Annotated in this window: 26 protein-coding genes, 1 pseudogene and 1 riboswitch; of the genes and pseudogenes, 25 read left to right on the top strand and 2 right to left on the bottom strand. The window is 45.6% G+C overall.

Annotated elements, in window-relative coordinates; all coding sequences use genetic code 11:
- The first annotated feature begins 330 nt into the window (after window positions 1-330).
- From GE073_RS09735 to GE073_RS09745, 3 genes are all read left to right on the top strand, one after another.
- On the top strand, window positions 331-1,368 hold the full coding sequence (locus GE073_RS09735) for a hypothetical protein (RefSeq protein WP_153783364.1): 1,038 nt from the start codon (window positions 331-333) through the stop codon (window positions 1,366-1,368).
- Between the two features lie 16 nt (window positions 1,369-1,384).
- Window positions 1,385-1,960, top strand: a complete 576-nt coding sequence (locus tag GE073_RS09740) for a hypothetical protein (RefSeq protein ID WP_153783365.1) — start codon at window positions 1,385-1,387, stop codon at window positions 1,958-1,960.
- A 312-nt stretch (window positions 1,961-2,272) separates the two neighbouring features.
- A complete protein-coding gene (locus GE073_RS09745; RefSeq protein ID WP_153783366.1) occupies window positions 2,273-2,659 on the top strand; it encodes a hypothetical protein in 387 nt (128 codons plus the stop codon).
- Between the two features lie 208 nt (window positions 2,660-2,867).
- Here GE073_RS09745 and GE073_RS09750 read toward each other — a convergent pair whose 3' ends face one another.
- A complete protein-coding gene (locus GE073_RS09750) occupies window positions 2,868-3,086 on the bottom strand; it encodes a transcriptional regulator (RefSeq protein ID WP_153783367.1) in 219 nt (72 codons plus the stop codon).
- Window positions 3,087-3,384: 298 nt separating this feature from the next.
- On the opposite strand from GE073_RS09750, the gene GE073_RS09755 reads away from it, so the two are divergent.
- The 14 genes and pseudogenes from GE073_RS09755 to GE073_RS09820 form a co-directional block, all read left to right on the top strand.
- Window positions 3,385-3,717, top strand: a complete 333-nt coding sequence (locus GE073_RS09755) for a plasmid mobilization protein (RefSeq protein WP_153783368.1) — start codon at window positions 3,385-3,387, stop codon at window positions 3,715-3,717.
- Between the two features lie 163 nt (window positions 3,718-3,880).
- Window positions 3,881-4,180 carry a hypothetical protein gene (locus tag GE073_RS09760; protein ID WP_153783369.1) on the top strand — a complete coding sequence of 100 codons (300 nt, stop codon included), beginning with the start codon at window positions 3,881-3,883 and terminating at the stop codon, window positions 4,178-4,180.
- A 208-nt stretch (window positions 4,181-4,388) separates the two neighbouring features.
- Complete coding sequence (locus GE073_RS09765; protein ID WP_153783370.1) at window positions 4,389-5,249, top strand: ParB/RepB/Spo0J family partition protein; 861 nt, start codon at window positions 4,389-4,391, stop codon at window positions 5,247-5,249.
- Between the two features lie 100 nt (window positions 5,250-5,349).
- A complete protein-coding gene (locus GE073_RS09770; RefSeq protein WP_153783371.1) occupies window positions 5,350-5,535 on the top strand; it encodes a stage II sporulation protein R in 186 nt (61 codons plus the stop codon).
- Window positions 5,536-5,587: 52 nt separating this feature from the next.
- Complete coding sequence (locus GE073_RS09775) at window positions 5,588-7,411, top strand: recombinase family protein (protein ID WP_153783372.1); 1,824 nt, start codon at window positions 5,588-5,590, stop codon at window positions 7,409-7,411.
- A 32-nt stretch (window positions 7,412-7,443) separates the two neighbouring features.
- Window positions 7,444-8,397 (top strand): hypothetical protein, encoded by a 954-nt coding sequence (locus tag GE073_RS09780; protein ID WP_228551409.1) that lies wholly within the window; start codon window positions 7,444-7,446, stop codon window positions 8,395-8,397.
- Between the two features lie 80 nt (window positions 8,398-8,477).
- Window positions 8,478-8,765, top strand: a complete 288-nt coding sequence (locus tag GE073_RS09785) for a hypothetical protein (protein WP_153783373.1) — start codon at window positions 8,478-8,480, stop codon at window positions 8,763-8,765.
- A 101-nt stretch (window positions 8,766-8,866) separates the two neighbouring features.
- Window positions 8,867-9,814 (top strand): DUF3991 and TOPRIM domain-containing protein, encoded by a 948-nt coding sequence (locus GE073_RS09790; RefSeq protein ID WP_153783374.1) that lies wholly within the window; start codon window positions 8,867-8,869, stop codon window positions 9,812-9,814.
- An 83-nt stretch (window positions 9,815-9,897) separates the two neighbouring features.
- Window positions 9,898-10,044: a hypothetical protein gene (locus tag GE073_RS09795; protein ID WP_153783375.1), complete on the top strand. Its 147-nt coding sequence runs from the start codon at window positions 9,898-9,900 to the stop codon at window positions 10,042-10,044.
- An 18-nt stretch (window positions 10,045-10,062) separates the two neighbouring features.
- A complete protein-coding gene (locus GE073_RS09800; RefSeq protein WP_153783376.1) occupies window positions 10,063-11,004 on the top strand; it encodes a ParB/RepB/Spo0J family partition protein in 942 nt (313 codons plus the stop codon).
- Window positions 11,005-11,475: 471 nt separating this feature from the next.
- A complete protein-coding gene (locus GE073_RS09805; RefSeq protein WP_153784709.1) occupies window positions 11,476-12,549 on the top strand; it encodes a GerAB/ArcD/ProY family transporter in 1,074 nt (357 codons plus the stop codon).
- 2 nt (window positions 12,550-12,551) lie between these two features.
- On the top strand, window positions 12,552-14,078 hold the full coding sequence (locus GE073_RS09810; protein WP_153783377.1) for a spore germination protein: 1,527 nt from the start codon (window positions 12,552-12,554) through the stop codon (window positions 14,076-14,078).
- Entirely contained in the window at window positions 14,075-15,211 is a 1,137-nt protein-coding gene (locus GE073_RS09815; protein WP_153783378.1) for a Ger(x)C family spore germination protein, read from the top strand. The genes GE073_RS09810 and GE073_RS09815 overlap by 4 nt, the downstream gene beginning before the upstream one ends.
- Before the next feature lie 108 nt (window positions 15,212-15,319).
- Window positions 15,320-16,102 (top strand): annotated as a pseudogene (locus GE073_RS09820) (hypothetical protein); the annotation flags it as partial.
- 430 nt (window positions 16,103-16,532) lie between these two features.
- On the opposite strand, the gene GE073_RS09825 reads toward GE073_RS09820, so the two are convergent.
- Complete coding sequence (locus GE073_RS09825; protein WP_153783380.1) at window positions 16,533-16,784, bottom strand: helix-turn-helix domain-containing protein; 252 nt, start codon at window positions 16,782-16,784, stop codon at window positions 16,533-16,535.
- A gap of 144 nt (window positions 16,785-16,928) precedes the next feature.
- A riboswitch (cyclic di-GMP riboswitch) is annotated at window positions 16,929-17,014 on the top strand.
- 60 nt (window positions 17,015-17,074) lie between these two features.
- On the opposite strand from GE073_RS09825, the gene GE073_RS09830 reads away from it, so the two are divergent.
- The 8 genes from GE073_RS09830 (at window position 17,075) to GE073_RS09865 (ending at window position 26,071) form a co-directional block, all read left to right on the top strand.
- Window positions 17,075-17,431, top strand: coding sequence for a response regulator (locus GE073_RS09830; RefSeq protein WP_194843334.1), 357 nt, complete (start codon window positions 17,075-17,077; stop codon window positions 17,429-17,431).
- Window positions 17,432-17,461: 30 nt separating this feature from the next.
- Complete coding sequence (locus tag GE073_RS09835; protein WP_153783382.1) at window positions 17,462-17,752, top strand: hypothetical protein; 291 nt, start codon at window positions 17,462-17,464, stop codon at window positions 17,750-17,752.
- A 30-nt stretch (window positions 17,753-17,782) separates the two neighbouring features.
- Window positions 17,783-19,321, top strand: a complete 1,539-nt coding sequence (locus GE073_RS09840) for a flagellar assembly protein A (protein WP_228551846.1) — start codon at window positions 17,783-17,785, stop codon at window positions 19,319-19,321.
- Window positions 19,322-19,329: 8 nt separating this feature from the next.
- Window positions 19,330-20,376: an HD-GYP domain-containing protein gene (locus tag GE073_RS09845; RefSeq protein ID WP_228551411.1), complete on the top strand. Its 1,047-nt coding sequence runs from the start codon at window positions 19,330-19,332 to the stop codon at window positions 20,374-20,376.
- Window positions 20,377-20,534: 158 nt separating this feature from the next.
- Complete coding sequence (locus tag GE073_RS09850) at window positions 20,535-21,893, top strand: IS4 family transposase (RefSeq protein ID WP_153783384.1); 1,359 nt, start codon at window positions 20,535-20,537, stop codon at window positions 21,891-21,893.
- A 124-nt stretch (window positions 21,894-22,017) separates the two neighbouring features.
- A complete protein-coding gene (locus GE073_RS09855) occupies window positions 22,018-24,237 on the top strand; it encodes a PAS domain-containing protein (RefSeq protein WP_228551413.1) in 2,220 nt (739 codons plus the stop codon).
- A gap of 158 nt (window positions 24,238-24,395) precedes the next feature.
- The gene (locus GE073_RS09860; protein WP_101807382.1) at window positions 24,396-25,439 is read left to right on the top strand and encodes an ATP-binding protein; all 1,044 of its coding nucleotides are present in this window, start codon (window positions 24,396-24,398) and stop codon (window positions 25,437-25,439) included.
- A 194-nt stretch (window positions 25,440-25,633) separates the two neighbouring features.
- Entirely contained in the window at window positions 25,634-26,071 is a 438-nt protein-coding gene (locus tag GE073_RS09865) for an Hsp20/alpha crystallin family protein (protein ID WP_054943631.1), read from the top strand.
- Window positions 26,072-26,091: the final 20 nt, after the last annotated feature.

The following is a 26,091-nucleotide window of genomic DNA, read 5'->3' on the forward strand; positions in this document are numbered from 1 at the left end:
TAACTCGCCTTAAGGCTGGGTAGCCAAGATTTTGGGAATTTTCCATTTTTTCCGCAACTATTCCCCCACAAAATGTGTCTATATATACAGAGCAGTTTTCTAGGTGAGCTTTGGAGGATCCTATCTGGAAAACGACTCGGTGCACTCCTTACTTTGCTAGGCAAAGTAAGCAACTCAGAGCCCATTTTACAAAATTATGATGCTTTGTACTTAGCGATGTCAGAGTAGCTCATTCGAAAAGGAGGTTTGACATATTAGGTTGGTAGTCATAGTGTTTATGAACTGTCACGATTTAATTTATTAAAGTTACATGAAGGAGGAGGAAGTAAAGTGAAGCGTCGCTCAATCAAAAAATGGAAAAGTCCGGGGTTATTGGCATTACTTTTTTTCGTATTCAGTTTCCTTATTCCTTACAATAATGCTTTTGCTAGTCCTACAATGCCACCGACAAGTCCAAGTTTTTACGGTTCTGCTAATACTACAACTTCATATAATGCAGGATGTAGTCTAGGTACTGATGACAAGAATTCCGGGTTTTCGGGATATAAATATGTCATCATCGCTTATGGTGCCCCACAGTATAATGGCACAAATTATGGAGCATCAATTTTTGGTTCGAGTTTTTATACAACTCGTCAAATTGCAGATGCTGTCGACCAATTTGCAAAAGGATATTATATCTGTACAGGTTCAAACACTGCAGCCAAAATCATTATTGGGGTAGGAACTAGTAACTCTAAAGCAACTTCAAATAACATTTTTACCCAAGGTAGTACGGTTGTTAAAAATCATGGCTCTGCTTGGAACGCGATGGTCACTCAAATTGCGTCGGAATTAAGTTCCAATGGCTGGTCGAGTCAAACATCTGTTCAAGGTGCGATAGATATCGAACCTAATTTTTATGGTGATAAAACTCTAACAAGAACTTGGGTAGATGGCTTTTCCGCTGCATTGTCCAATAATTTCGTGAATTTCGGTGCTGCAGATGGTTGTCCATCTTCTGGTACAGCAAGTTGTGATAATGGATGGACCGTGAGTGATATGTACTATGTTTCTTGGGGAAATGCAAAGGCATTAGCGTTCCCAGAAATTTATAGCACAACGGAATCCACGTTATCGAATGGGACAGTAACGGATACAAACGGAAAACAATGGTATAATATTTCTAAACAGGCCGTAATTTCAGGATCGTCAAGCATGTCATTTACCGGTGCGTTATCTCAATATACAGCTTGTAGTCAGGTAGGGGGATGTACCGGTACTAATGCTACTCCATTAAAAAGTTGGTGGTATTTATATAATGCCTTAAATGCCGATACGCAAACAGCAACTACACCAGTTTATTCATCAGACATAAGATGGATGTAAGAGGAGGACAGGTAAAATGAAAAGTCAAATGATAAAAATTGGTGTAGGTATTACGATAGCGGCAGCGATTGTCATCCCTTTATCAGTGAAATCTTTTGCAGGTAACAAACCAGATAAAATGGAACAATTTATTCAAGAATGGGAAGCAAAAGCTGCAAATGCACCTAAGGCTCCAAAAGGTGATCCAGCTGCAGCAAGGCCGGTATATCGCCCAGATCCATTACCGGATAAAGAAATTCCAATTACCGAGGTTTCTCAGGTTTCCGATGTTGATAAAAGTATTCGAATTACGACCGTCTACGCATATACCTCACCAGTAAATGAAGGTACGGAAGTACAGGTTGCATCTGGTAACTTTAGAAATTATGATAATAAAAAAGGCGATTTTGTAGACGATCTACAAGACGGTGTTATTACTATAACAACAACTGTAAATGGTCAACGTAAATATCAAGTTTTCCATTCCCCAGAGAAACATGGTATTCTTACAATGATTTCAGTAAATGACAAAAGATTTATTTCTGTATCAGCAAGTGATGGCAAACAATATGTTTTTGATCTAACAACGAATTCTTTCGATGATAAAAAATAACTCGAACTCAATAAAGCTCCGATGATTCTAACCAATCATTGGAGCTTTATGTTTAAATTAACGCAAAACGTAACACAATCGAGATGATTGCTGGGGTACTATACGAAATGAGGTTTGCCGTATTCCTTATGCAAATATGGCTATCTGTATGGGGCGAACCATACGGTTACCTCGAAAATAGGTGGCCTAATCAACTCCATGTGATTTTAGTGCAAGGAAGTCCTTGTTGGCTAAGAATACACAAATTGCTCAATACGGACGGATTTCATCTCGTTTTGTGCATTGAGCAAAGCGAAAGGAATGGCTATACCCATGAAAATCAAAATTACGGCTTTAGCTGCTGCACTAGTAATCGCTGGATGCTCAACTCATGGTAATGAGCGTCAGACCAATGATAACCAGACTGACGAGGGACAACAAAATGAGATGGGGTCAATCGTTGCAAAATCGCCTTCATGCGAAATACCACCTCAGACGATAGAATGGGCAGGGAAAAAATATGGCTTGAAAGAAAAAAATACATCCGCAGAGCCAGTAATGAAACTTGGTTATGTATCTTGTGAAGGAGGAAAATTTAAGAAAGATGGCGATAATTCCGGTACTTTAGTTGTTTATAATCACGGGGATCCTCGAACAAACCACGACCTGATTTTCGCAGGAAAATGGGGCCTTACTCTATACACAATGTCTCAACAATGATTAAGGCAAGCCGCGGGGGGAGGGGGCAAATTGAGTGTTACTCAACACAAACACAGCATGCTGCGAGGAATTGGGGCCTTAAATAAAGGGTCTTTTAAACAAACTATTTGGAATTAGAAGGCACGCTTTCGAAATAACTTGTGGGGAATATCAGAAGAACTTCACCCAAACGGATACAAAAACGCACCGCTCGGCGAGGGTGCGTTTCTTATATTTGCTTGCCAGTATCATTGAGCGTGAACATCCCTTCGAATGTCGCGTTGCAGGCTTTCGCGACCTGATGCAAGTCGTGTTCCGAGAGATTATCGCGCTTCAGCTTGGTGTTCACATTTTGCCTGGTTGTTTTCGGATCTATTCGATCAGCTAAATCGGCAACGGTCATTCCCCTTGCCGCGAGCAGCATTTTCACCTTGACGGCCATACTCATAGAATCACGCTCCCTTATGTCATCATAAAGGTTTTATTTTCCTAAAGCAAAGAAAATGTTGCTGCGTTGTGAACGGATCAAGCTATTTGACGTTTGCGATACGGGTGTCCTGTGTCGTAGCCAAGCCCTTCCCATTTTTTTCGGTTGGTGTTCCTTTGACAACGTGAGACTATGTCTCACGTTGTAGCAAGCACTGAATATGGATATCCATATTCGCTTGTTAGGGGCTTCGCCCCTAAGACCTCGACTGCGGAACGCTATGTTTGTGATGAACACATGGATGAAAGGGGGACGTTCGGTGAGAAAGCGTCCGATCTCATTTTTGCTTCGCCTGAGCGAACGAGAGTATGCCCACCTGATGAAGCAAGTGGAAAAAACCAAGCTACCTCGTGAAACATATATCCGCGCACTTATCGAAGGCTATACGCCGAAGGAAATGCCGCCGATAGATTATTACGTTATGATTCGGGAGCTTCACGCTATCGGCAATAACCTTAACCAACTCGCAGCGAAGGCTCACGCAACAGGTCATCTGGAACGAGCTGTATTTCAGGAGGAAGCCGACCGCTTGCGTCGTGCTGTCCAGCAGATTAAACAGGCGGTGACCGAACCAGAACGAAGAAAAGAATGACGCTCTCCGCTGCTATTTCACAGGTTTGTGTGCAAAGAGAACGCAGTATTAGAATGAAGTTGTAAAATAAAAAATTGCTTATAGAAAATTATTATTTTACAAATCCCTTTGTTCAAAGTAGCAGCGTGGGCGTAATGACTCCAAAGTGGGAGGTGATACAGGTATGAACCATATCTCGGAAATCTTTGAAAGACTTCATATTCAGCGCATCCGCGAGTTTTTAGTGAATGGTGTCGAAGGTGGCGACATCAATCCCAAAGGCTACAAGGAGCGCATTGACGAAGCGCACAAATCAGCTATTGACATGATTAAAAGCAAGTTTCCCAACATGGCAGAGCACGAAGAAATAACGACAAAGGTTTATGACTATGCAGCGGCCTGCGAGGATGTATATATGGAAATCGGCTTGCAATGCGGCTTTATAATGGCGATTCAGGTTTTCACCAACATGCAAGCCAAATAAAAAGTTAATCACTTTCAGGTCGCCGTATGGCGTCCTTTTTCTTTGAAGTGACCATTCAAGCGCTGGGACGGCAAGTCGACACCGTTCCGGCGCTTTTTATATAGATGTCTCCCTAATTTCTTTGAAGTCGAAGCGGCGGCATGACGGCGGGGTATTAGACACGCAGCCTGCAAGTTACCTGCCGAGAAAAAGGAGGGATACCCGACCGATGAGCGAAACGGTTACGATTATCCCTATAGAGCAGCTTCACCCGTTCCCTGAGAATCCCTATCAGGTCGCAGATAACGACGAGTTGCAGGCCATCGCGGAAAGCATTCGGAAGCATGGCATGATCTCGCCGCTCATCGTGCGTCCGCGGGACGAAGGAGGCTATGAAATCATATCCGGACACCGTCGTAGAGTGGCTTGTGAAAAGGTGGGGATCTCTGCGATCCCCGCCTTTATTCGTGAAATGGATCGAAACGCGGCGATTATTGCCCTGGTGGACAGCAATTTGCACCGCGAGCATGTATTGCCGTCCGAAAAAGCATGGGCTTATAAAATGAAGCTGGATGCCATGAAACGGCAAGGGCAGCGCAATGATTTAACCGATAGCGGAACTCCTGACCAACTTGGACAGAAGTCGCGGGAGCGCGTTGCTGTTGATGTGGGAACGAGCGCGACGCAGGTACAGCGCTATATCCGGCTCACCGAATTGATTCCGCCGCTGCTGGAAGTCGTGGACAGCGGCAAAGTGGCGTTGAATCCTGCTGTGGAGTTGTCCTATCTGTCCGAGAAGGAGCAGGAAGCGCTGCTGGAAACGATGGACAGCGAAGACCGCACCCCTTCCCTTTCCCAAGCACAGCGTATGAAAAAGCTGAGTGCAGACGGCCTGCTCGATATGGATGCGATATTCAAAATCATGACCGAGGAAAAGCCGAATCAGCGGGAGCAGATCAAGCTGCAAAAGGAAAACATCAAGGACTATTTTCCGAAGGGTTATACGGCTCACCAGATGGAAAAGACCATATTGAAGCTGTTAGAAGAATGGCGGAAAAAGCGGGAGCGAAGCCGCGAGAACAGTCGCTAATTTTTTCCCGGCTGGTGAACAGGGCATTGGGCAACCGATGTCCTGTTTTCGTCCGCCCTTCCTGTTCAAGTATACCGATCAAACGAAAGGACTTGAGGGAATGAAGGATAAAAAGAAACCAAAGAAATTGCAGCGCGTTCCCCGCAAGCCGGCGCGGCTGGTGGTGGAACGGGAATTTGTCGGCAGCCAGAGCGCAACCGATGCGCTACTCCCTGTTGTGCTTGAGGATTTGCGTCGTCATGTGGAGGAAGTCCATACCTTCGACAAGGAGGACGACAGCACATAGAATGTACGCAAACGACGGTTATCAACCGTCAGCAACAAGGAGGAGAAAACCGATGAAAACGGACAAGATTTACAATGTCGGTGTCTATTGCCGTTTGAGCAAGGATGACGGAAACGAAGAAGAAAGCGCCAGTATCGGCACTCAGAAAGCCATTTTAACCGACTACGTGAAGCGGCAAGGCTGGCGGGTAGTGAAAATCTATGTGGACGACGGGTACAGCGGCACGAATTTCAAACGACCGGATTTTCAAGCCATGCTGAAAGACATCGAGAATGGGCTGATTGATTGTGTCATTACCAAAGACCTTTCCCGGCTTGGCCGGAACTATCTGGATTGCGGTTTATATTTGGAAGTGTTTTTCCCGGAGCACGACGTTCGATATATTGCCGTCAATGATGGTGTCGATACCCTGAATCGGGCTGCTATGGACATCACGCCATTTCGTAATATTTTGAATGAAATGTACGCGGCCGACGTGTCGGTTAAAATCAAGTCTGCATATCGGGTACGGTTCAAAAACGGTAAATTCATGGCAACCAAAGCGCCGTATGGGTACGTCAAAGACCCGGCTGACATTAACCATCTGCTCATTGACGAAAAAACGGCGCCGACCGTTCGCAAAATATTCGACCTCGCCCTGTCAGGATACGGAATTGGAAGAATAAGAAAATACCTGAACGGCCAGCGCATATTGCGTCCGGCAGCTTATGCCGCTCAAAGCGTGAAAAGTTATGAACGCTATTTCAAAAATTCGGAGGAAAACCGTTATGTTTGGAGCGAAAACAGCGTTCGGAGCATATTGCGGAGTCCGGTATATGCGGGGAACCTGACGGGGTACAAACGTCCGACAATCAGCATGAAAAGCAAAAAGCGTCCCTCCCGTCTACCGGAGGAATGGGAGACGGTTCCCGGAACACATGAGGGCATAGTGACGCAGCAAGAATTTGATACGGTGCAGCAGCTTATGACCAGCCGAAGGAGGGAAAAAGATAGATACGGTTACGAGAACGTATTCCTCGGCGTATTGAAATGCGCAGATTGCGGCTACGCCATGCGAGCGGCCAGCGCACACCGACGCAAGCGCCCGGACATTATCGACTGTGTGCAATACGGCTGCAATAATTTCGGTCGATACGGCAACGTGTATTGCACTTCGCATACCATCGAGGCACGCGACCTGCTGAACGCCGTTATGACCGACATTAACGAATACGCGCGACTGGCTGTGCATGATGAAAAGGCGGTTAAAACGTTGCAGCAACGGCTGTCCAAAATCAGCGATCAGGAAGCCCGTGAATATGGCAAGGAGCGGCGGCGGTTGGATAAGCGGGTTGCTGAACTGGACAAGCTGTTTGCCGCGCTGTACGAGGACAAGGTAATGGGAAAGATTACCGAGCGCAATTATCTGCTGATGGCGGCGAAATACGAGCAGGAGCAGTTGGACATTGAAGCCCGTCTGAGTGCCATAGACGCGGAGCTTCTTGCCAAAGGGCGAAACGACAAAGGTATTGCAGACTTTGTAAAACGAATAAGCGAATACAAGGGAATTACAAAGCTGACGGCAAGAATCGTGAATGAACTGATTGATCGCATCACCATATCGGAGCGTGTGAAGGTCGAGGGCGGCGGCTATGAGCAGCGCATCCGCATTTATTATAAGTTTGTGGGAGCACTCGACTCAGCGCGAATCCACGAGGTAACGCCGCGTCAGTGTCTTGTGCCGGATAAAGCATGCCAGCGCTGCGGCGAAGTTTACACGCCCCTTTCCAACGTATCAAAGTATTGTCCGACGTGTAGGCCCGTTGTCCGCAAGCAGCAGCAAATCGAAAGCGACAAGCGCCGTATACGTGGCAAGAAGCGTCTAAATGGTGCATGAAATAGACTGTCCGCGTAGCACGTCCGACTGATTTGGAGCAGCGCAGCGGGCGCATTATCCGGCAGGGGAACCAGAACAGCGAGGTGCATATTTTTCGCTATGTGACCGAGAACACGTTCGACGCTTACCTTTATCAAACGCTGGAGAACAAACAGCGCTTTATTTCGCAAATCATGACCAGCAAATCGCCGGTTCGGTCAGCCGAAGATATTGACGAAACGGCTCTTTCCTATGCCGAGGTGAAGGCGCTAGCGACCGGCAATCCGTACATCAAAGAGAAAATGGACTTGGACATCCAGGTATCCAAGCTCAAGCTGCTCAAAGCCAACCATTTAAGCCAACGTTACGCGCTGGAGGATCGGCTGCTCAAAATGCTGCCGCAGCAAATCAAGTCTACGGAGGAACGCATTGTCGGGTATGAGCAGGACGTGGCCTTGTTCATGCGCGCCCAAGCGTCGGAAAAGGATAGCAGCGACGATTCCCGTTTTCCCGGTATGACCATCAAAGATTACACGTACTCGGAACGTGCTACTGCGGGCGTTGCCCTGCTGGAAGCCTGCAAAGGCATGACCTCTCCCGATCCGCAGGAAGCAGGCAGTTACATGGGCTTTTCCTTATGGCTATCGTTTGATAGCTTTGCAAAGGAATACAAGGTGACGCTGCGCGGCGCATTGGGCCATACGATTACGTTAGGACCGGATGCAGGCGGCAATATCACGCGAATAATCAATACATTGTCGGATTTGCCGAATAAGCTCGCCTATTGCCGTGACCAGCTCGCAACACTCAAGCAACAGATGGTAACGGCGAAGGAACAGATCGAGGCACCGTTCAAGCAAGAACAGGAACTGCAAACGAAGTCCGCGCGGCTCGCGGAGTTAAATGTGCTGCTGAACATGGACAAACGGGAAAACGAAGCCGTGGACAGCGTGTCGGATGAGGAACCGGAAGCACCCGAACGGCGGGTTGCGGATCGAGAGCGATAACAGCAATGGAAAGGTATAAATCACATGACGAAATGGACTCCGGCTTTTGGGGTCCTTTTCGCATTTCTGGAGGAACGCACATGTTGTATACCATCCCAAGCGGCGGCGGATGCTTTTGCCCGATTCTACCGCCTATTTGTTACGGAACCGATCCGACCGAGGAGGGAGAAACCGTGCCGGAATTGGAATTGATATCCAAAGGGAAGAACGGATTTGGAGACACGTATTATTACATCCGTGATTCGAACGGGGTGACCAGTCAAGTCTATGAAAGCGAGTTAGACGCATTCATGAAAAAGAAAGGCGCTACAGAGTTGAGGGAAAGAAGAGCTTATCTGTATCCCAAAAAGAAGGGTAAGGCACGATGAACAAATGAAGCAGGATGAAAGAAAATCAGCCTTACAATTAAGAGACACGATTTTTAAAGCCCGTTGTGGCTAATTTACTTTTTTCGAGAGGAACTACGGCAATGAGCTATGTAAGCAAGGAACAAATCGAACGTGCAAAGCAATTGGACCTGCTCACCTATTTGCAATGTTTCGAGCCATACGAACTGGTGCGATGCTCGCGCAACGCCTATTCGACCCGCTCCCACGACAGCCTTAAAATCTCCAACGGTAAATGGTTCTGGTGGTCTAGTGGGATCGGCGGTCGTTCTGCGCTGGACTACCTCATTAAAGTAAGAGGCATGTCGTTTCCCGATGCGGTGCTGCAAATTGACGGTAATCCACCCGTTCACATGGATCCAGCTACTCCTGCCATCCAGCAGGATGGTTCAAATGCGCGACTGGAGCTTCCCGAACCGTATGAGAATTCGAATCGCGTCATCGCTTATCTCTCCAAACGCGGCATTTCCCGCGACGTAATTGATTTTTGTCTCAAAACGGGACGACTGTACGAAAGCCGAATGTACCACAACGCGATTTTTGTTGGGTTTGATTTGCAAGGCACTCCGCGCTATGCGGCGATTCGCGGGACAACCAAAACCCGATATATGGGCGAAGCGCCAGGCAGCGATAAACGGTATTCGTTCGCTATACCGGCCGATGATAACGGCACAGAGTTGCACTTGTTTGAAAGCGCGATTGACCTGTTATCGTACTGTACCCTTTCGGAAATCTCCGGGAAAGTCTGGCGACAATCGCATCAACTGTCGTTGGCCGGCATATACTGCCCAAAAGAAAACAAGGATGAGGGCATTGCCCCGGCTGCACTTACCAACTATTTGCAAAGCTATCCTGAAGTGGAGCACATGGTGCTTCACTTGGACAACGACGAACCGGGCCGTTCTGCGGCAGCAATGATTCAGCAATTACTCAGCCAAACCTACGAGATTTCCGATGAACCGCCAAACAGGAAAGACGTTAACGACGACCTGATGATTTATCGTAAACAGCGCGAGGAGCCAACTCGATAGCACCGCTCGGTACAATGGTAATCAGAGCAGTGTCGGGCGAAAATAGAGGTGGCTTCAAAATTCTAATTCCGAGGAGGTAAGGCATGAGCGAACAGGGAAAAAATGAGCAGGCCGAGGAAATTGAGAAAGCACTTTTGGAGGCAGAGGAAGAAGCGCGAAACGATCCGACACGTTTAGGTCATCAAACGGTGATGGATCGTGTACGCCGGGTAATAGGCAAGGAACGTTGATGGAAGCCAAATACCATTATGTTTCGCACGAAGACGCTGAGCGATCAGCGTCTTTTTGTCGTTTCGATACACCTCCCCTTTTTCCCGGCAGGTGCCTTCAGGGCGACGCGATCGTTACATCCAACCGGATGTAACGATCAGGACCGACAACCCAACCCCTATCATGTTGCGGATAACGACGAGTTGCAGGCCATCGCGGAAAGCATTCGGAAGCATGGCGTGATCTCGCCGCTTGTCGTGCGACCGCGGGATGGAGGAGGTTATGAAATCATATCCGGACACCGACGAAAGGCGGGTTGTGAAAAAGCGGGAATCGCTGCGGTCCCCGCCTTCATTCGTGAAATGGACCGAAACGCCGCGATTATCGCCCTGGTGGACAGCAATCTGCACCGCGAGCATGTGTTGCCGTCCGAAAAAGCATGGGCCTACAAGATGAAGCTAGATGCCATCAAACGGCAAGGGCAGCGCAACGATTTGGCCGATAGCGGAACTCCTGACCAACTCGGACAGAAGTCGTGGGAGCGCGTTGCCGTTGATGTAGGAACGAGCGCGACGCAGGTGCAGCGCTATATCCGGCTGACTGAATTGATTCCGCCGCTTCTGGAAATGGTGGACAGCGGCAAGGTGGCGTTCAGTCCTGCCGTGGAGCTGTCCTATCTGTCCGAAAAAGAACAGGAAGCCTTGCTGGAAACGATGGGTAGCGAGGAACGCACCCCTTCCCTTTCCCAAGCCCAGCGCATGAAAAAACTGAGCGCGAACGGCCTGCTCTACATGGACGCGATTTTCAAAATCATGATCGAGGAAAAACCGAGTCAACGGGAACAAATCAAGCTGCAAAAGGAAAGCATCAAGGACTATTTTCCGAAGGGCTATACGGCCCAGCAGATGGAACAGACCATATTGAAGCTGCTGGAGGAATGGAAGAAAAGGAGGGAACGGGGCCGCGAGAACAGCCGCTGACTTTTTCCTGGCTGGTATTTGGGGTAGTAGTACCAGCGAAGCTGACACCATCCGCAAAGTAGATGTAATTAAATGGGAGCAACAGCTACCGGATGAGAGGGAAGCTGCCACTTCCCCCAAGCGCAGACGGTCAGCGAGTGGGTCATTTTTAAGTTGGCGTTAGTGGGTCAATTTAAATCCGGCCTTGACATACGCAACAGTCTTGAATTTTTTTCCGTAAATCTAAGCTCCCAATTTCGCTTCAAATGATCCCCTCCGAGAAAAGTTACCTAAAATGGTCAAAATCGGTATACCAAAGCATACTTAATGAGACAATATGGGAATAAATGCTGCGAAGTTCTAATTCCCGAATCAAAGCTGGATCTTTATCGAAAGGAATTTCTGAAATGAGTAATTTGGGATGAAGATGAAGAAGATGGGGAAAGTAATGGTACTGCTTCCATTTAGTATTTCACAGGGTAAGGTGAGTTGATGCCGAAAATTTCAGTTTTACAGTCATACATGATCATAATACTTTCTGTCGGTTTGCTGAACCACGTCATCATCATACCGTTACTGCTCGGTGCATCAGGGCGAGATGCCTGGCTTGTAGTACTTCTTGTTTTAATCGCTTCGCCAATTTGGATTGGCATTCTGAGCTATATCCTAAAAAACATGAACGGAATGCATGTTAGGGATTGGTTAAAACAACATTTTGGAGTATTCATCTCGGCAAACTTAATTGTCCTATACAGTGTACTCGTATGGCTTACTGGACTCATTTCCTTTAAGGACACACTAACATGGACAATTGCAACTTATATGCCCCAATCTCCATTGCTTGTTCTCGCGGGAACAACGCTTGTCGGATGCTTCTTCGCGGCATCTCAAGGCCTACGCACCATTGCAATATTAAGCGGGATATTGCTGCCTTTTGTTGTTATTCTGGGCGACCTTGTCATGACGGCAAACTTTCAGTTTAAAGAATACACCATGCTGTTTCCGTTGCTCGAAAATGGGACATCCCCGCTTTGGAAAGGTATTCCCTACGCTGCCGGGGGATTGCTGGAGTTGTCGCTAATGATCTTATTTCAGCACAAGTTAACGAACAAGCCGGGCTTCAGAAGTCTAATGTTTGTTTGCATTATATTATCCGGTCTAACCATCGGCCCTTTGATGGGCTCGATTGCCATGTACGGCCCTGATGAAGCGGCCCACCAACGATATCCCGCTTTCGAACAATGGAGAATGGTTCGACTGGGCGAGTACGTGGAGCATGTCGATTTTTTCTCGATTTACCAGTGGTTATCCGGAACGTACATTCGAGTATCCCTTTCCCTGTTCCTCTTGGGCGAGATTTGGAAATTGCAAAAGTATAAGTGGTTGCCTATGTTTCTGGGCGCTTTATTCATGCTGGTTGCTGTTTTGTTGCCAACCAGCGATATGGTTTTTCAAGACCTGCTCAGTCAATATTACTTTCCTTCGTTTTGTGTCTTTACCGTTGGAGTTATTCTCGTATTTGTCGTGCGAATTATGATTTCAAAACGAAGTAAAAGGAGAAATTGAAGATGATAAAGCTTTTCAGCAAAAAAGGTGCAGGTGTTGCATCGTTCTCGCCGCAAAAAAGAGCATCGGTTACACAACCGCTTCATGAACAAGCTCTTCTTCAAGAGTTCCAGATGTGCCGTGATGTCAAGCACCATGCTTACAAATTAAAAGCAGGGGACGAAAAGTCGAGGATCGTTTTACTGTTTTGCGATGGGTTATGCGACAGTCAGCAACTCATTCAGGATGTAGCGCTTCCTCACTTGACCCGTTTTTATGAAAATTACGGCTTTCAGAAGAACGAGGAAGTACTTGAGTCATGTCAATTACAACTTGAACGTATTTCCAACCATGAATGGGAGCAGAAATCCGAAACGGACATTTTTGAGGGGAAACTGCTTTTGTATATTCCGGCACTGACTTCATTGTTTTCACTCGACATATCGAAAAAACCGGCTCGTCAGCCCGAAGAATCCAATATTGAAAATTCAATTCGCGGGCCCAAAGACGGTTTTGTCGAAGAACTTGGAGTCAATGTCGCGTTAATTCGGAAACGAATCAAGTCAACAAGCATGGTTTACGAAACGAAAATCTTAGGTGCCCGGACGAAAACAACCGTTGCGATTTTGTATATGCAAGACATCGTTGATCCCCAAATTGTTCGTGATATCAAGACGAAATTAGATGGTCTTCAAATTGACGGAGCGTTCAGCGCCACTCAGCTGGAAGAATTAATGGAACCCACTAAAGCTTTGTTTCCTTTAATGGGCTACACGGGAAGGCCAGACTTTGTCGTCAACTGCATCATGAATGGACGTGTAGCGCTGATTGTGGATGGCACACCGGCTGCTTTGATCGCTCCGGCCAATTTATTTCTACTCCTGAAAACACCTGAGGATATCCACTTTACGGCTTTATCGGCTACGTTTGGGCAATCGCTTCGTCTGCTGGGCTTGTCCGTTTCACTCATGCTGCCCGGTTTCTGGGTTGCCATACTTGCATTTCATCAAGATCAACTGCCGTATTACCTTCTTGCCACACTCGGCATTAACCGATTAGGTATACCTCTTGGCGTGGCAGGGGAAATGTTGCTCGCGCTCATCTTTTTGGAAATATTGCGGGAAGCCGGCGTTCGGTTGCCTTCTGCGGTAGGTTCTACGGTTACGGTAGTAGGAGGACTTATTCTGGGGGATGCGGCCATCCGCGCAGGCTTTTTGTCCCCCGGCATTGTTGTTCTGGGAGCCATTACGCAAGTATTCGGTTCGACTTTGTCCAGCCAGTCGCTGGCCGGAACCATTAGCATATTGCGTTTCTTCATATTCGCCTTGTCTGCCATCCTTGGGATCTATGGTTTTTTGCTAGCTTTGTTTATCGTGACCACTCATTTGGCCTCATTACGTTCATGCGGATTGCCTTACCTGGCTCCGCTTTCGCCTCCCTATAAAGATTTCGCCAATGCTTTGTTCCGATTGCCTTGGAAATGGCGGAAGACACGGCCTGACATGTTAAATACTCAAGATCCAACACGCCAAGGGGAGGGACAGCAATGAACGTATACAAATGTACTGTTCTCCTTTTACTTCCCTTCATTCTCACCGGATGTTGGAGCAAGTATGAATTGCAAAACATGAACTATGCGACTGCCGTCGGAGTAGACTATGCGGATGGTCAATACACCGTTTATGCGCAACTGCTTGATTTCTCGACAGTAGCAAAATTGGAAGGACAACAGAAAGCGGAACAGCCTCCGGTCTGGGTCGGTATAGGAAAAGGTATCTCTCTTACAGAAGCAACAAATGATCTCTACAGCACATCGCAACAGATGTTAAACTGGGGACAGATTTCTACACTCTTAGTCAGCGAAAGGTTATTGAAGGAACGAAAAGTCGGCGATGTGTTGGAATTGATTAATCGATATCGCGAGATCAGGTACTTAGCCTGGGTTTTCAGCACGCGAGACCCTCTCGATGAGATTTTAATGGCGACACCCTTTTACAGAATGTCTCCAAAGGCTTCGATTCTCCATAACCCCGAGCAGAATTATCGGCAGCGTTCGATCCTCGCTCCGATCCGCCTGCAAAAGTTTGTAATGGATTCAAACGAAAAGGCGAAGACAAGCTACATCCCAGAGTTATCGATTCGAAAGGGCCAATGGAAGGAAAATCAAAAACCGCACGAGCTGCTTAGATATTCAGGCATACAAATATACGATAAGGACAACTACTACGCACGCATGAGCCTCGAAGAAATAAAAGGATTGCCGTGGCTGAATAAACACACAATCCGACTGCCCGTTGATTTGCTTTCCGAAAACAAGCTTCTTGCGGTTCTCGTCGCAGAGAAACCCGAATATGACGTCAAACCAAAAATTAAATATGACAAAGCATATTTCGATATTTCCGTTAAGGTGAAGGCCGGAGTAAATGAGCTACATGCAGACGTTACGGAGCAAGAACTCACGCAACTGGCTCAAAAAGAAATTGAGCATCAAATTAGGCAGACCTTTCAAACCGCGTTTGAAAAGAGAATAGATATTTATAATCTAGGGGAATCTCTTTTTCGCAGGAATCCGTATGCGTGGAAACGGATTGCATCTGGGACTGTACTAAACAAAGATTCCTTACGAACGATCAACGTTAACGTACAAATCGTGTACCCTGGCAGGTATAAACTTTCACCTTGATATTTGGTTGTGATTTACTTTGCGGGTGGTGTCAGCTTCGCTGGTACTGCCCCTATATGGGGCATTGGGCGACCGGTGCCCGTTTCATTTTAGTTATAACCTCCTTGACAAACTGCACCGGAGGGAACGGGCTATCGGGCGAAAACCCGGTTTGCCCGTTTTTATAATTTGCCGGAATTGATGAATGTGTTCAAAGAAGTGGCCGACATCCAGACGGCGGACATGCTCCAGCTTCCCGTGCCGAAAGCTCACTTCCACAATGTATCCGTACCGCCAAGTGAGTTTCAACGCGATATGGTCGCGGATCTCGCCCGCCGCGCCGAACAGGTACGAGCGAAGCAAGTGGAGCCGCACGAGGACAATATGCTGACGATCACTAATGACGGACGCAAGCTGGCGCTTGATCAGCGGCTAGCCAATCCGATGCTCCCTGACGACGAAGGCAGCAAAGTCAGCGCCTGCGCGGGCACGAACGTGCAAACGAAGCTGATTGCACTTCACGATCTGGATTGCCCGTGGACGCTGGAGAACAAGCAACGCTTCATTTCGCAAATCATGACCAGCAAGTCGCCGGTGCGTTCCGCCGAGGACATTGACGAGACGGCCCTCTCTTATGCCGGGGTCAAGGCGCTGGCGACCGGCAATCCGTACATCAAGGAGAAGATGGACTTGGACATTCAAGTGTCGAAACTCAAGCTGCTTAAAGCGAACCACTTGAGCCAACGCTACGCGCTGGAGGATCGGCTGCTCAAAATGTTGCCGCAGCAAATCAAGCTAGCGGAACTGAATGCCCTGCTAAATATGGACAAACGGGAAAACGAAGCCGTGGACAGCGTGCCAGACGAAGAACCGGAAGCGCCGGAACGACGGGCTATGGGCCGTGAGCGATAACGGTCTGACACCGTCGTTCCTCCCCTTCCTTCCTGCTATAGTGGAAGCAGGAGGGGACACATATGGAATCGACGTTTTTATCGCGATTGCTCCATCGACTGATGACACAAACAATACACTCTGGAGCTCCATTGGTGAGGATGCCGGATGAAGCTTGGGTCAAGGAACTGTTGGAGATGGAGAGTTAAGAATCTAGAAAGTAAAACCGTAATCTATAAAGATAGTTCCAATAATATTGGTCCAGAGTGGTTGAGACCAGCTTTCGATCAAAGATTTATTGAAATTGCAAAGGAAGCTGGAAGTCAAATGGAGGTTGAACAATTCCGAATTAGGCAAAACGAAATAGAGAGGCTGCTTAAGGATGAATTAACACAAACCCATGTGGATCTTCTTCTCGAGTTGGACGGGCTTCTGGTTGTCCTTATTTCAACTAATTTTTCTGATTCGATTCGATATCATTTTCACAGTCAATTTCTACAAGTTTAATCATCTCGGATGATTTGATGTTAAGTGCCCTGGACAAGGCAAATATTGTAGAAATGGTCGGCTGATGAATACTTCTTTCCAACATTGAAATGTAAGTTCGATCAAGATCGCTTCTAAAGGCTAGTTCTTCTTGACTCAACTTATTGTTAATCCTCAACGTTTTTAGAATTTTAGCAAAGGCTAGTTCAACTGTCATAGTTACCCCCTTTAGAGCTTTATCATTAGTTAATGGAGGTGATATCAACGGAGTATACTCTACAAAATGGGTTTATTTTAAGAAATATATGTAGTAATATTGGACTATATAAGATTTAAATCGACAGGAACTTCATAGTTCTTACGAACGAAACGACAAACCTATTGAAAGTAGGGACTCAAAATTATGGACCTCAGGAAGATAATTTTCACGGCAGCCAAGTTACCGAAGGTAAGGTGAACCTCTATAACATCACTTGATGTTTTTTATTTTCAAATGGAGGGATGCCTATGGCGAGAATTATGATTGTAGACGATAATTTTTCTATTCGCTTATTGATTTCAGCCTTAATCACGGATGCAGGTCATGAAGTCGTTTTACAAGCGACAAACGGTCAAGAGGCATTGAACGCCTATTTCAATACAAAACCCGATTTGTTGATAGTTGATTATCAAATGCCTGTCATGGATGGCATTTCGCTTATAAAAGAAATCAAAAAAGATGATTCTGCAGTCAAAGTCTTGCTATGCACCGGCTCCATTGATGTGTTAGAAAATGACGGATTGACTAAAGATATTGCAGTGCTCTCAAAACCATTCGACAACAATGAATTATTAGGATTAGTTACAGCAGCTCTAGAAAATTAATTCTCAGTTGCTGTCGATGAGGTGATTCGTATGTCAGACTTTATCAGTGAGCAAGAAATATTGAAGCTATTGAAGAAACTTAACCATGATTCCCAAGAGTCGGAAAGTGAACGGATGGGGTCATCTTCAGTAGCGGGAATTAACATAGAGGGTCAAATAAAAGATGGATATATTAAAGTCGAACAGGGTAAAATCATTATCGGGAATCCCTCCAATGGGGGTAAAATTCCGACGATTGAAGCTCAATTACCTGTCATCCTATTTGTCGATGGTCAAGAGATCAATAGAAGAATGAAAATATCATCAGAAAGCGTCATTTAGTGGAAGATTGAAGAAAAGCCATTATTTGAGATTGAAGTTTCGGATGATAAGTTAACAGCGTATTTGATTGTTCATCGTCCACAGAGGTATGCGTGGGTGTTATCGGATCATACCTCAACTTTAGATTTAACCCTTACGGCCGAAGAAGATTCTTCAATTATTCTGGAAACATTAAACTTACAGGAAATTCTCGCGGTTGTTGAAAACATGAATATCAAAATGAATCTTGATGTTACAGTTATTCAAACCGAGATTATTCAACCTACTTATAGACCAGTGACCATCGCCAGAGGAAAAGCTCCGGTGCAGGGTCAAGATGCTCGTTTAGATATTTTCTTTTCAGAAAATATCGAGAACATCTTTACAGAAGTAAGAGGTTTTGTTGATTTTAAGAATCATATGAATATTCCTTCTGTCAAAAGCGGAGATGTAATTGCAAAGAAGACACCTCCCGTAGAAGGTCAGATGGGGTATGATGTCTTTGGTAATCTATTGCTTCCTGATCCCGTTCACGATATTCGTATTGCAGGGAAAGGCAATGTTGAAATAACGCCTGACGATATCGTTATAGCACGGAAAGAAGGAAGACCGCGAGTTACTGGAAATAAGATTAAGTATTTCGATATTAACACCGCATTCATTGTTCCGGGTAATGTTGATTTGCAGACAGGTAATATCGTTTTTGCTGGAGACGTTATTGTGTATGGCGATGTCATGGACAACATGATTATTGAGTCGCTGGGGAACATTTATATATCTGGAAGTGTTTATAATTCAACCTTAACCGCCACAGGAAGTATTGCAGTGAAGGGTAATGTAATTGGAAGTAATCTTTATTCGGGGTATTTCGGCATGCTCTACAACAGACTTTATAACGGTTCTAAACAGTTAATGGACTACCTCGAGAAGATGGCGGAAAGTGTAAAATTATTATTGAATGAAATCAGTAAGAAGAAACTACAGTTTAGATATGGACAAGCGTTATTGTTAGTAACCGAGAGCAAGTATCAGCAGGTTTGGGAAGTTGTGAAAGAACTGCTTGGCGTTATTTCAAGCCTTCAGACTTACAATAAGGACGCTATGCTGCAATTAAAAGATTATTTGGAGTTATTTTTGTTACCGACCAAGATCGTTGAAGTGATGACTGCTCCAAGAATGGAAGATTTCATTCGTGTATTGAAAGAAGCGTTCATGAGAGTTGCGTTAAGTCAAGAATCGCAAGTTCAGATCAATATTAACCAAGCTCAAAACTCTACATTAAAGTCAAATGGGGATATTTTGATTCGAAGAGAAGGTGTTATTCAATGTGATCTTTATTCAGCGGGCAATATCGTATTCTTCCTAGATAACTCTGTATGTAGGGGATCTAAACTGGAGGCTGGAGATACCATTTCTGCAATGTATGTAGGTGGATTCACTGGAGTTGGGACAAGCCTAAAAGCCATAAATAAGGTAATTGTAAAGAAAATGTTTGAAGGCAGAGTAACTGTTGATCGGTATAGTACCGATATCTTTGAACCAGTAGAAGAAATGACTTTTGATCAGAACAGCATCAAGAGACTTGCATAGGGGAGGGAGTGATTCCTATCGACAATACAACATTCATCGGGAGAAGATTAAATAACAATATTTATTCTAGACAAGGCAGTTTGCTTTTACCAAAGAGCACCATATTAAATGATAATAATCTCGGTCTCTTACAACAACATGGTGTTAATCTATGGGATGCGGACACCCAACTTATTACCGAATTTATAATAGATGAAACAATCTCTGAAGTTCAATCTATATATGAAAAGATACACCACAGTACCGAGAAGCCATCAAATCAAATGATCCGTCAAAAGGTAATGCCAAAGATTCAGGAATTGTGTTCCAATTATAATATTTCGAATGTCTTATTGGGTTTAAGAAAGAAAGATCATTATACGTATCGACATTGTATTGGAGTTTCGGTGCTATCCTATTTAATTGGTAAATGGTTGGGTCTGCATGACATAGAATTGAATGACCTTGCTATTGCGGGTCTGTTGCATGACTTGGGCAAACAAAGAATTTCGCATTCAATCCTGAATAAGGCAGACAAATTAAGTTCGGATGAGTATGCTGAAATGAAGCTGCATACGGTGTTCGGGTATGAGATGATTATTAAACTTCCAAACATGACGGATCAACAAGCGCTGGTTGCCCTACAACATCATGAACGAGAAGATGGCAGCGGGTATCCATACGGAAAATCTAGTGAAGAGATTGCATACTTTAGTAAGATTGTGGCTGTTGCCGATGTGTTTCATACGATGGTTTCAGAGCGAGTATATAAGAAAGCAATTCCACTATACAAAGTACTTCAGGAAATATACCAACGAGCATTCGGATTATTTGATCCAGTTATTGTTCAATGTTTCATCATAAACTTAATGAACAGGATGATTGGGGATTCAGTTCTTTTGTCAGATGGTAAAGTGGCTCGGATTGTAATGATCCATCCAGACGACTTGATTAATCCTCTAGTTGAATCAGAGGGACAATATTATGATTTAAGGTGGTCTAAAAACAGAATCATGGACTTTGGGCCCGTAATCAAAAATAATACCGGACTAGCTTACTGTGATAAGTCCATTTAGTGACTCAACTTTCGCAGAGCAAAAACTAGCCTAAATCCTTGCAGCCACAGGGCTACTAAGCAATCAGATACATGGCTTGCAAAATAGAAAAACACCGCTTCGTTTGGTAAAGTGAAAGTGCGAGCAATCACTATCAAACAGAAGAGGTGTCTTCCATCATGATAGACCATCAGCCCGATCTTAATCAACTGCCAAACGAATTAAAGTCTGCTTTTCAAGAACTGAACGTCATGAAACATCTTCGACAAGCTGGGTTGCGCAAGCGATTTGGTTTCAGCTGTGCCCGACTGTTCCAACTCGTCTTTGTCCTGTTGTTTCATCAAAAGAACTGGTTTCGTCTGCTCGAGAGCAGCAAGGGAGAATCGTTTCCCGGCAAAGATGCGGTGTATCGCTTCCTCAATCATGCCGGCTTTGCCTGGCGTCGCTTTCTGACATCACTCAGTGTCGCCACGGTACGGAAGGTCAGCACTCTTACGTCTGTCGACCGGGACACCGTCTTCATCGTTGACGATTCGATGTTCGAACGCAATCGCAGCAAGGCTGTTGAGTTGCTCGCCCGATTCAAAGATCATGCCACCGGCGCTTATTACAAAGGATTTCGTATGCTCACCATGGGCTGGTCCGACGGGCATACCTTCTTGCCGCTCGACTTCGCGCTGCTCAGTTCAAGCAAGTCTGCCATCAACGGCATGAGCGAGAACATCGACAAACGATCGCACGGCTACAAGCGCCGTCAGGAATCGCTCCGATCGGCTCCGCAGGTCATTGCGTCCATGCTGGATCGCGCTTTGGCAGCAGGGGCGACCGCCTCCTACGTCTTGATGGACAGCTGGTTTACGCATGCGCCTCTCATTGGCGAAGTCATTGCCCGCGGGCTCGACGTGATCGGCATGGTCAAGAATGACAATAAGCGTTTCCTGGTTCAAGGCCGGAAGCTGTCGCTCAAAGAACTGTACGCGGCAGCGTTTCCTGTGGTGAGCAACAAGCGTGGCATTCTCCGCTGCATTCGAACCGAGCTTGCCCCAGACATTCCGGTTCGCGTGGTGTTCGTTCGTCATCGTACGAAGAAGAATGAATGGCTCGCTATTTTGACGACAGACCTTTCCCTTTCCGTAGAGGACGTGATCCGCATCTACGCGATTCGCTGGGACATTGAGGTCTTCCTCAAGTGCACCAAATCACTGCTTCGTTTGCAAAAAGAGTTTCAAGGCCGCTCCTATGATTTGCTGATCAGCCATACGACGCTTGTGTTTTCGCGCTACATCCTGCTGGCTTGGCAGCATCGGCAAAGCACCGATGCGCGCTCCTTCGGAGGCTTGTTTTATTTGCTATGCGACGAAGTCGGTACGCTCGATTGGGCGGTTGCCTTACAACAATTGCTCGATCTCATCAACGAAATTGCCACGAAGGCCGGCAAAAAGCTTTCGGCTCTGATACAGCGTCAACTCCAGCAATGGATTGCCGTTTTGCCCAGTTACATCAAGGCTTGTTTGCCGATTTCATGCTGCGAAAGTTGAGTTAATATGGCTAGCCGCTCGGGGGGGATTCCAAGTTAAGCTAGTCTCGGAATGTGTTCCAACTGTTACAAATTGCCTATATAATGGTGTACATACGTAGGTGCTTTGCAGAAGAACGTTAAGTATGCAAACCTATACGCTTATTGCACAGTCGGAGGTTACTTGCACAATGGATATTTCAGATTTGCTTTCGCATCCTGTCGCCCACCACGCATTTCATTATACACTTGTCGGAAAAGCTATGGTTCGGCTCGGCGGGGAAGTGGAAATGGTCAATCGCTCGCTATGCAACATGCTGGGCTATACAGAACAAGAACTGCTGCGAATGAGAATACATGATATCATTTATACGGAAGACGTTCCATTATATAACGGATCCATCAATGACTTGTTAGGCGGTAATTCCGATTATGTCGAAATGGAAAACCGTTATATTTGTCTTGACGGCAGACACAAATGGGGAACGACAACCCTATCGATCATCGAAGTGGAGGAATATCCGGAAAGGATATTCTTGATCCAGATTCAGGAGATCACGTATCGCAAAAGGCTTGTTGAATTGAACGAGGAATACGCGGATAAATTCAGAATGCTTGCTGACAATCATTCCGATCTTGTTTACGACGTCATGTTGGATGGAAGTATCAGCTATGTGAACCGCGCCTGCACGAAATTATTGGGCTATGACTTATACGAATTGGAAAGAACACTTGGAGACATCATTTGGAAAAGTCTGGAGCACGTGACGGAAACGTATACCAATGCCCCGTTTGAAATGGAAACTTCAATTGAAGCGAAAGACGGCCAAATATTAAAATTCAGCGTATTGCATATCCCGAATTTCATTCAGAATGAACTCGTAGGGCTGCATTGCATCGCAAGGGATATTACCCTGCAATCCAGTATGGAAAAGGCCCTGAAGCACAGCGAGAAAAAGTATCGTTTGTTAGCGGACCACACGGGGGAAATGATTGCTACACTGAATATCAATGGCATTATCTACTACATATCGCCGGCGTGCAAACCATTGCTGGGTTATGATGCGACGGAATTGATAGGAAGACCTGTCTGGGAACTGTTCTATCCTCCCGATATAGAAAAATTGGACAACTCGCAAGAGTGGATGAATGAAGACGGTTATGTCAACATTTTGCGATTACGTCGAAGAGACGGCTCCTTTGTTTGGGTGGAGGTCGTAAGCAACACGCTACGGTACGATTCGGGCAATGTTCGTGAAATAGTTAAGGTTTTTCGAGATATCACGAGCCGAAAGACGCTGGAAGACGTCCTGGCTACTCAAGAACGTGTCATGAGTGGTATTGTCGAAATGATGGATGTCGGCGTTGTGATTTGTGATGAAAATGGGATATTGACAAGCATGAATAGAGCCGCAAGACAATTGCACGAATTCGTACAGATACCTCTTTCTCCCGAACACTGGAGTTCTACATACGGATTGTATGAATCGGATGGAAAAACGCTGTTGAGCAAGGAACGCGTCCCGCTTTATCGGGCGTATCGGGGCGAAAGTTTCCGCGATCTGGAAATGGTCGTTAAAAAGTCGAATGGCGAGCATCGCCTCGTTCTCTGTCATGGGAAGCCGATCATTGTTCACAATAAAATTGTGGGCGGCATTTGTGTCATGCACGATATTACCGAATTTGATGCAGCCAAGCAATCTGCTCATCAGGCAGACAAATTATCCATAGCGGGTCAAATGGCCGCGGGAATTGCGCATGAAATTCGAAACCCGCTTACCGCGCTGAAAGGATTTCTGCAATTGTTAAGCGCCGGCAACGAAAATGGAAGTAAGTACTACGATATTATGAAGGATGAATTAACTCGTATCGAACTTATTCTAAATGAACTGCTGGCCTTAGCCAAACCGCAAGAGATGAACATGACGCGGCATGATCTTTCCGAGCTGATTCAGGATATCGTCGTGCTGCTTCAGGCGCAGGCCACTTTACATAATGTTGAAATTCACTTTCATCCAACCAAGGAATCCGTGCAGATCCGGTGCGATGGAAATAAAATCAAACAGTTATTTATTAATTTGATTAAGAATGCCATTGAAGCGATGCCTGAAGGGGGAACTGTCTGGATCGAACAAATGCGATGCGATGAATGGGTTAAAGTAAGCATAAGGGATAACGGGGTTGGAATTCCGCAAGAATTGTTGCAAAAGATCGGACAACCCTTTTTTACGCAGAAAGAGACAGGAACGGGTCTCGGGCTATCCATTTGTTATCAGATTGCAGAGTATCACAATGCGAATATTGAGGTTGCAAGCGAGGTTGGTGAAGGTACAACTTTCACCGTATCGTTTCCCGTCGCTCTGTAACAGCGAATTTAATAACTTCTTTGAAAGTGGGTTTAATTTTATTCATAACCCATCCACTTCGTGACGAGAAATTCGCTCGCTTGTTTACTGCAGTTTGCACATGATAAGTGGCCGGGAAGGGAGTTAATGGAGGAAGCAAATGGAGGACGTTAATAGAGATGAAGCAAATCGTAGAGTTCCTTATGAATTCCGATCAAATGGATATTGGACTGGCTGTCGTTGATTCAGAAGCCAGAATTTTATGGTTAAATACAACCATGAACACATGGTACTCAGTAACCCCCGAAGAAGAATTCCCTGCACACTCGGCAATACAAGCGATCGTGGGGCAAGTATTGCAGGATAAAAAGAATTACCCGGGAGTACTCGTACAAGAGAAGTTAGATGGCAAAGTGCGATCCATGATCGCCTATGTATACCCTCAGTTAAAAGGGGAATGTTTTGTTCTAATGGCCGATATCCAAGATTTTCAACAGTACGTGCAAATTCAATGTGAGAAAGAAAGAAGGGAAACGATTGGGCATATGGCGGCGGGCACAGCCAATATCATTTTAAATCCTTTAGCGGTAATCAAAGGGACGCTTCAACTTCTGGAAAAAAGTTCGAAGGATCATGTTTCCGTTTTGCAATTTGCGGCATCTCTGCCTCATCAGAAAATGACCGGATACTTTAAGCTGCTCGATGAGCAAATTCAGACGATCGACAAAGCGTTGCAGCGGTTTTTGCTCTTTGGAAAGCCTTCCGAATTGAAATTTGTTCCTGTTTCCGTCATTTCGTTCATGCAGGAATGGGTTCCCGGTATACAAATCCAAGCACTAGACAAAAAAGTGCGTTTCGCTTTGGAATATCCGGAGCGAAACGGCTTTGTGTTAGGAGACCCCAAGCTGCTGCGAGCGGCGCTGCAAGAAATCATTGACAACGCATTAGATGCAAGTCCCCCAGGTTCTGTCTTAACGCTCCGAATAAACATTACGGATAATTATATCCACATCATTGTTCGCGATCAAGGAGCAGGAATTCCAAAAGATCTGCAGTCCCGAATCATCCTACCGTTTGTTACAAGTAAACCGGACGCTATCGGATTTGGGCTTAGTTTCAGTCATGCTATGATCGAAAAAATGGGGGGCTCTTTGAATTTCGAAAGCTCGGAGACCGGCACAAATGTTATCGTTCAATTACCGACATTTACGGGAACAACTTAAAATTGTCGGTAACATTGCTGTAAATGCCAATGGCTACACAACAAACCCTCAAAAATTCTTTTCGGGGGCTATTGCCGGGAGTATCCGACCAAAGGCATATTCCAATCAACTATGCAGGGTAGCAAAGAATAATATTTTCCGAAGAGTACAAAACAAAGCTGAAACAAAGATAATGTGACAATGGAGGAAATTACATGCCGCTCATTCCTTGGGATTCGTTTCGCAATACCGATCTATGGAGAAGGGATTTGGAAAAAATTTTTAACGAAGGTTTTCCTGAAATCGGCGCGCGTCTGGGATTTGCAACCCCTCGTATTGATGTATTTGAGACTGAACATGAAGTGATTGCTTCTTGTGAAATCCCTGGTTTAGATAAAAAAGAAGACCTTCATATCGATGTGGATGAAAACATGCTTACAATTAGTGGGACCATAAAGCAAGCGAATGAAGTGAAACAGGAACAAATACATCGCAAAGAACGGTTTGTCGGACGGTTCCAACGGTCGGTGTCTTTGCCATCACGCGTTCAAACGGAAGGAACGACAGCAACGTATCGCAACGGTGTCCTTGAAGTTCGCATGCCGAAATTAAAAGCCGATACCCAACGGCAAATTGATGTGCAGTTTCATTAAAATGAATTGTGAGATCACAA

The organism is Paenibacillus sp. B01 (genome assembly GCF_009649995.1).
GTDB lineage: Bacteria > Bacillota > Bacilli > Paenibacillales > Paenibacillaceae > Paenibacillus_O > Paenibacillus_O pasadenensis.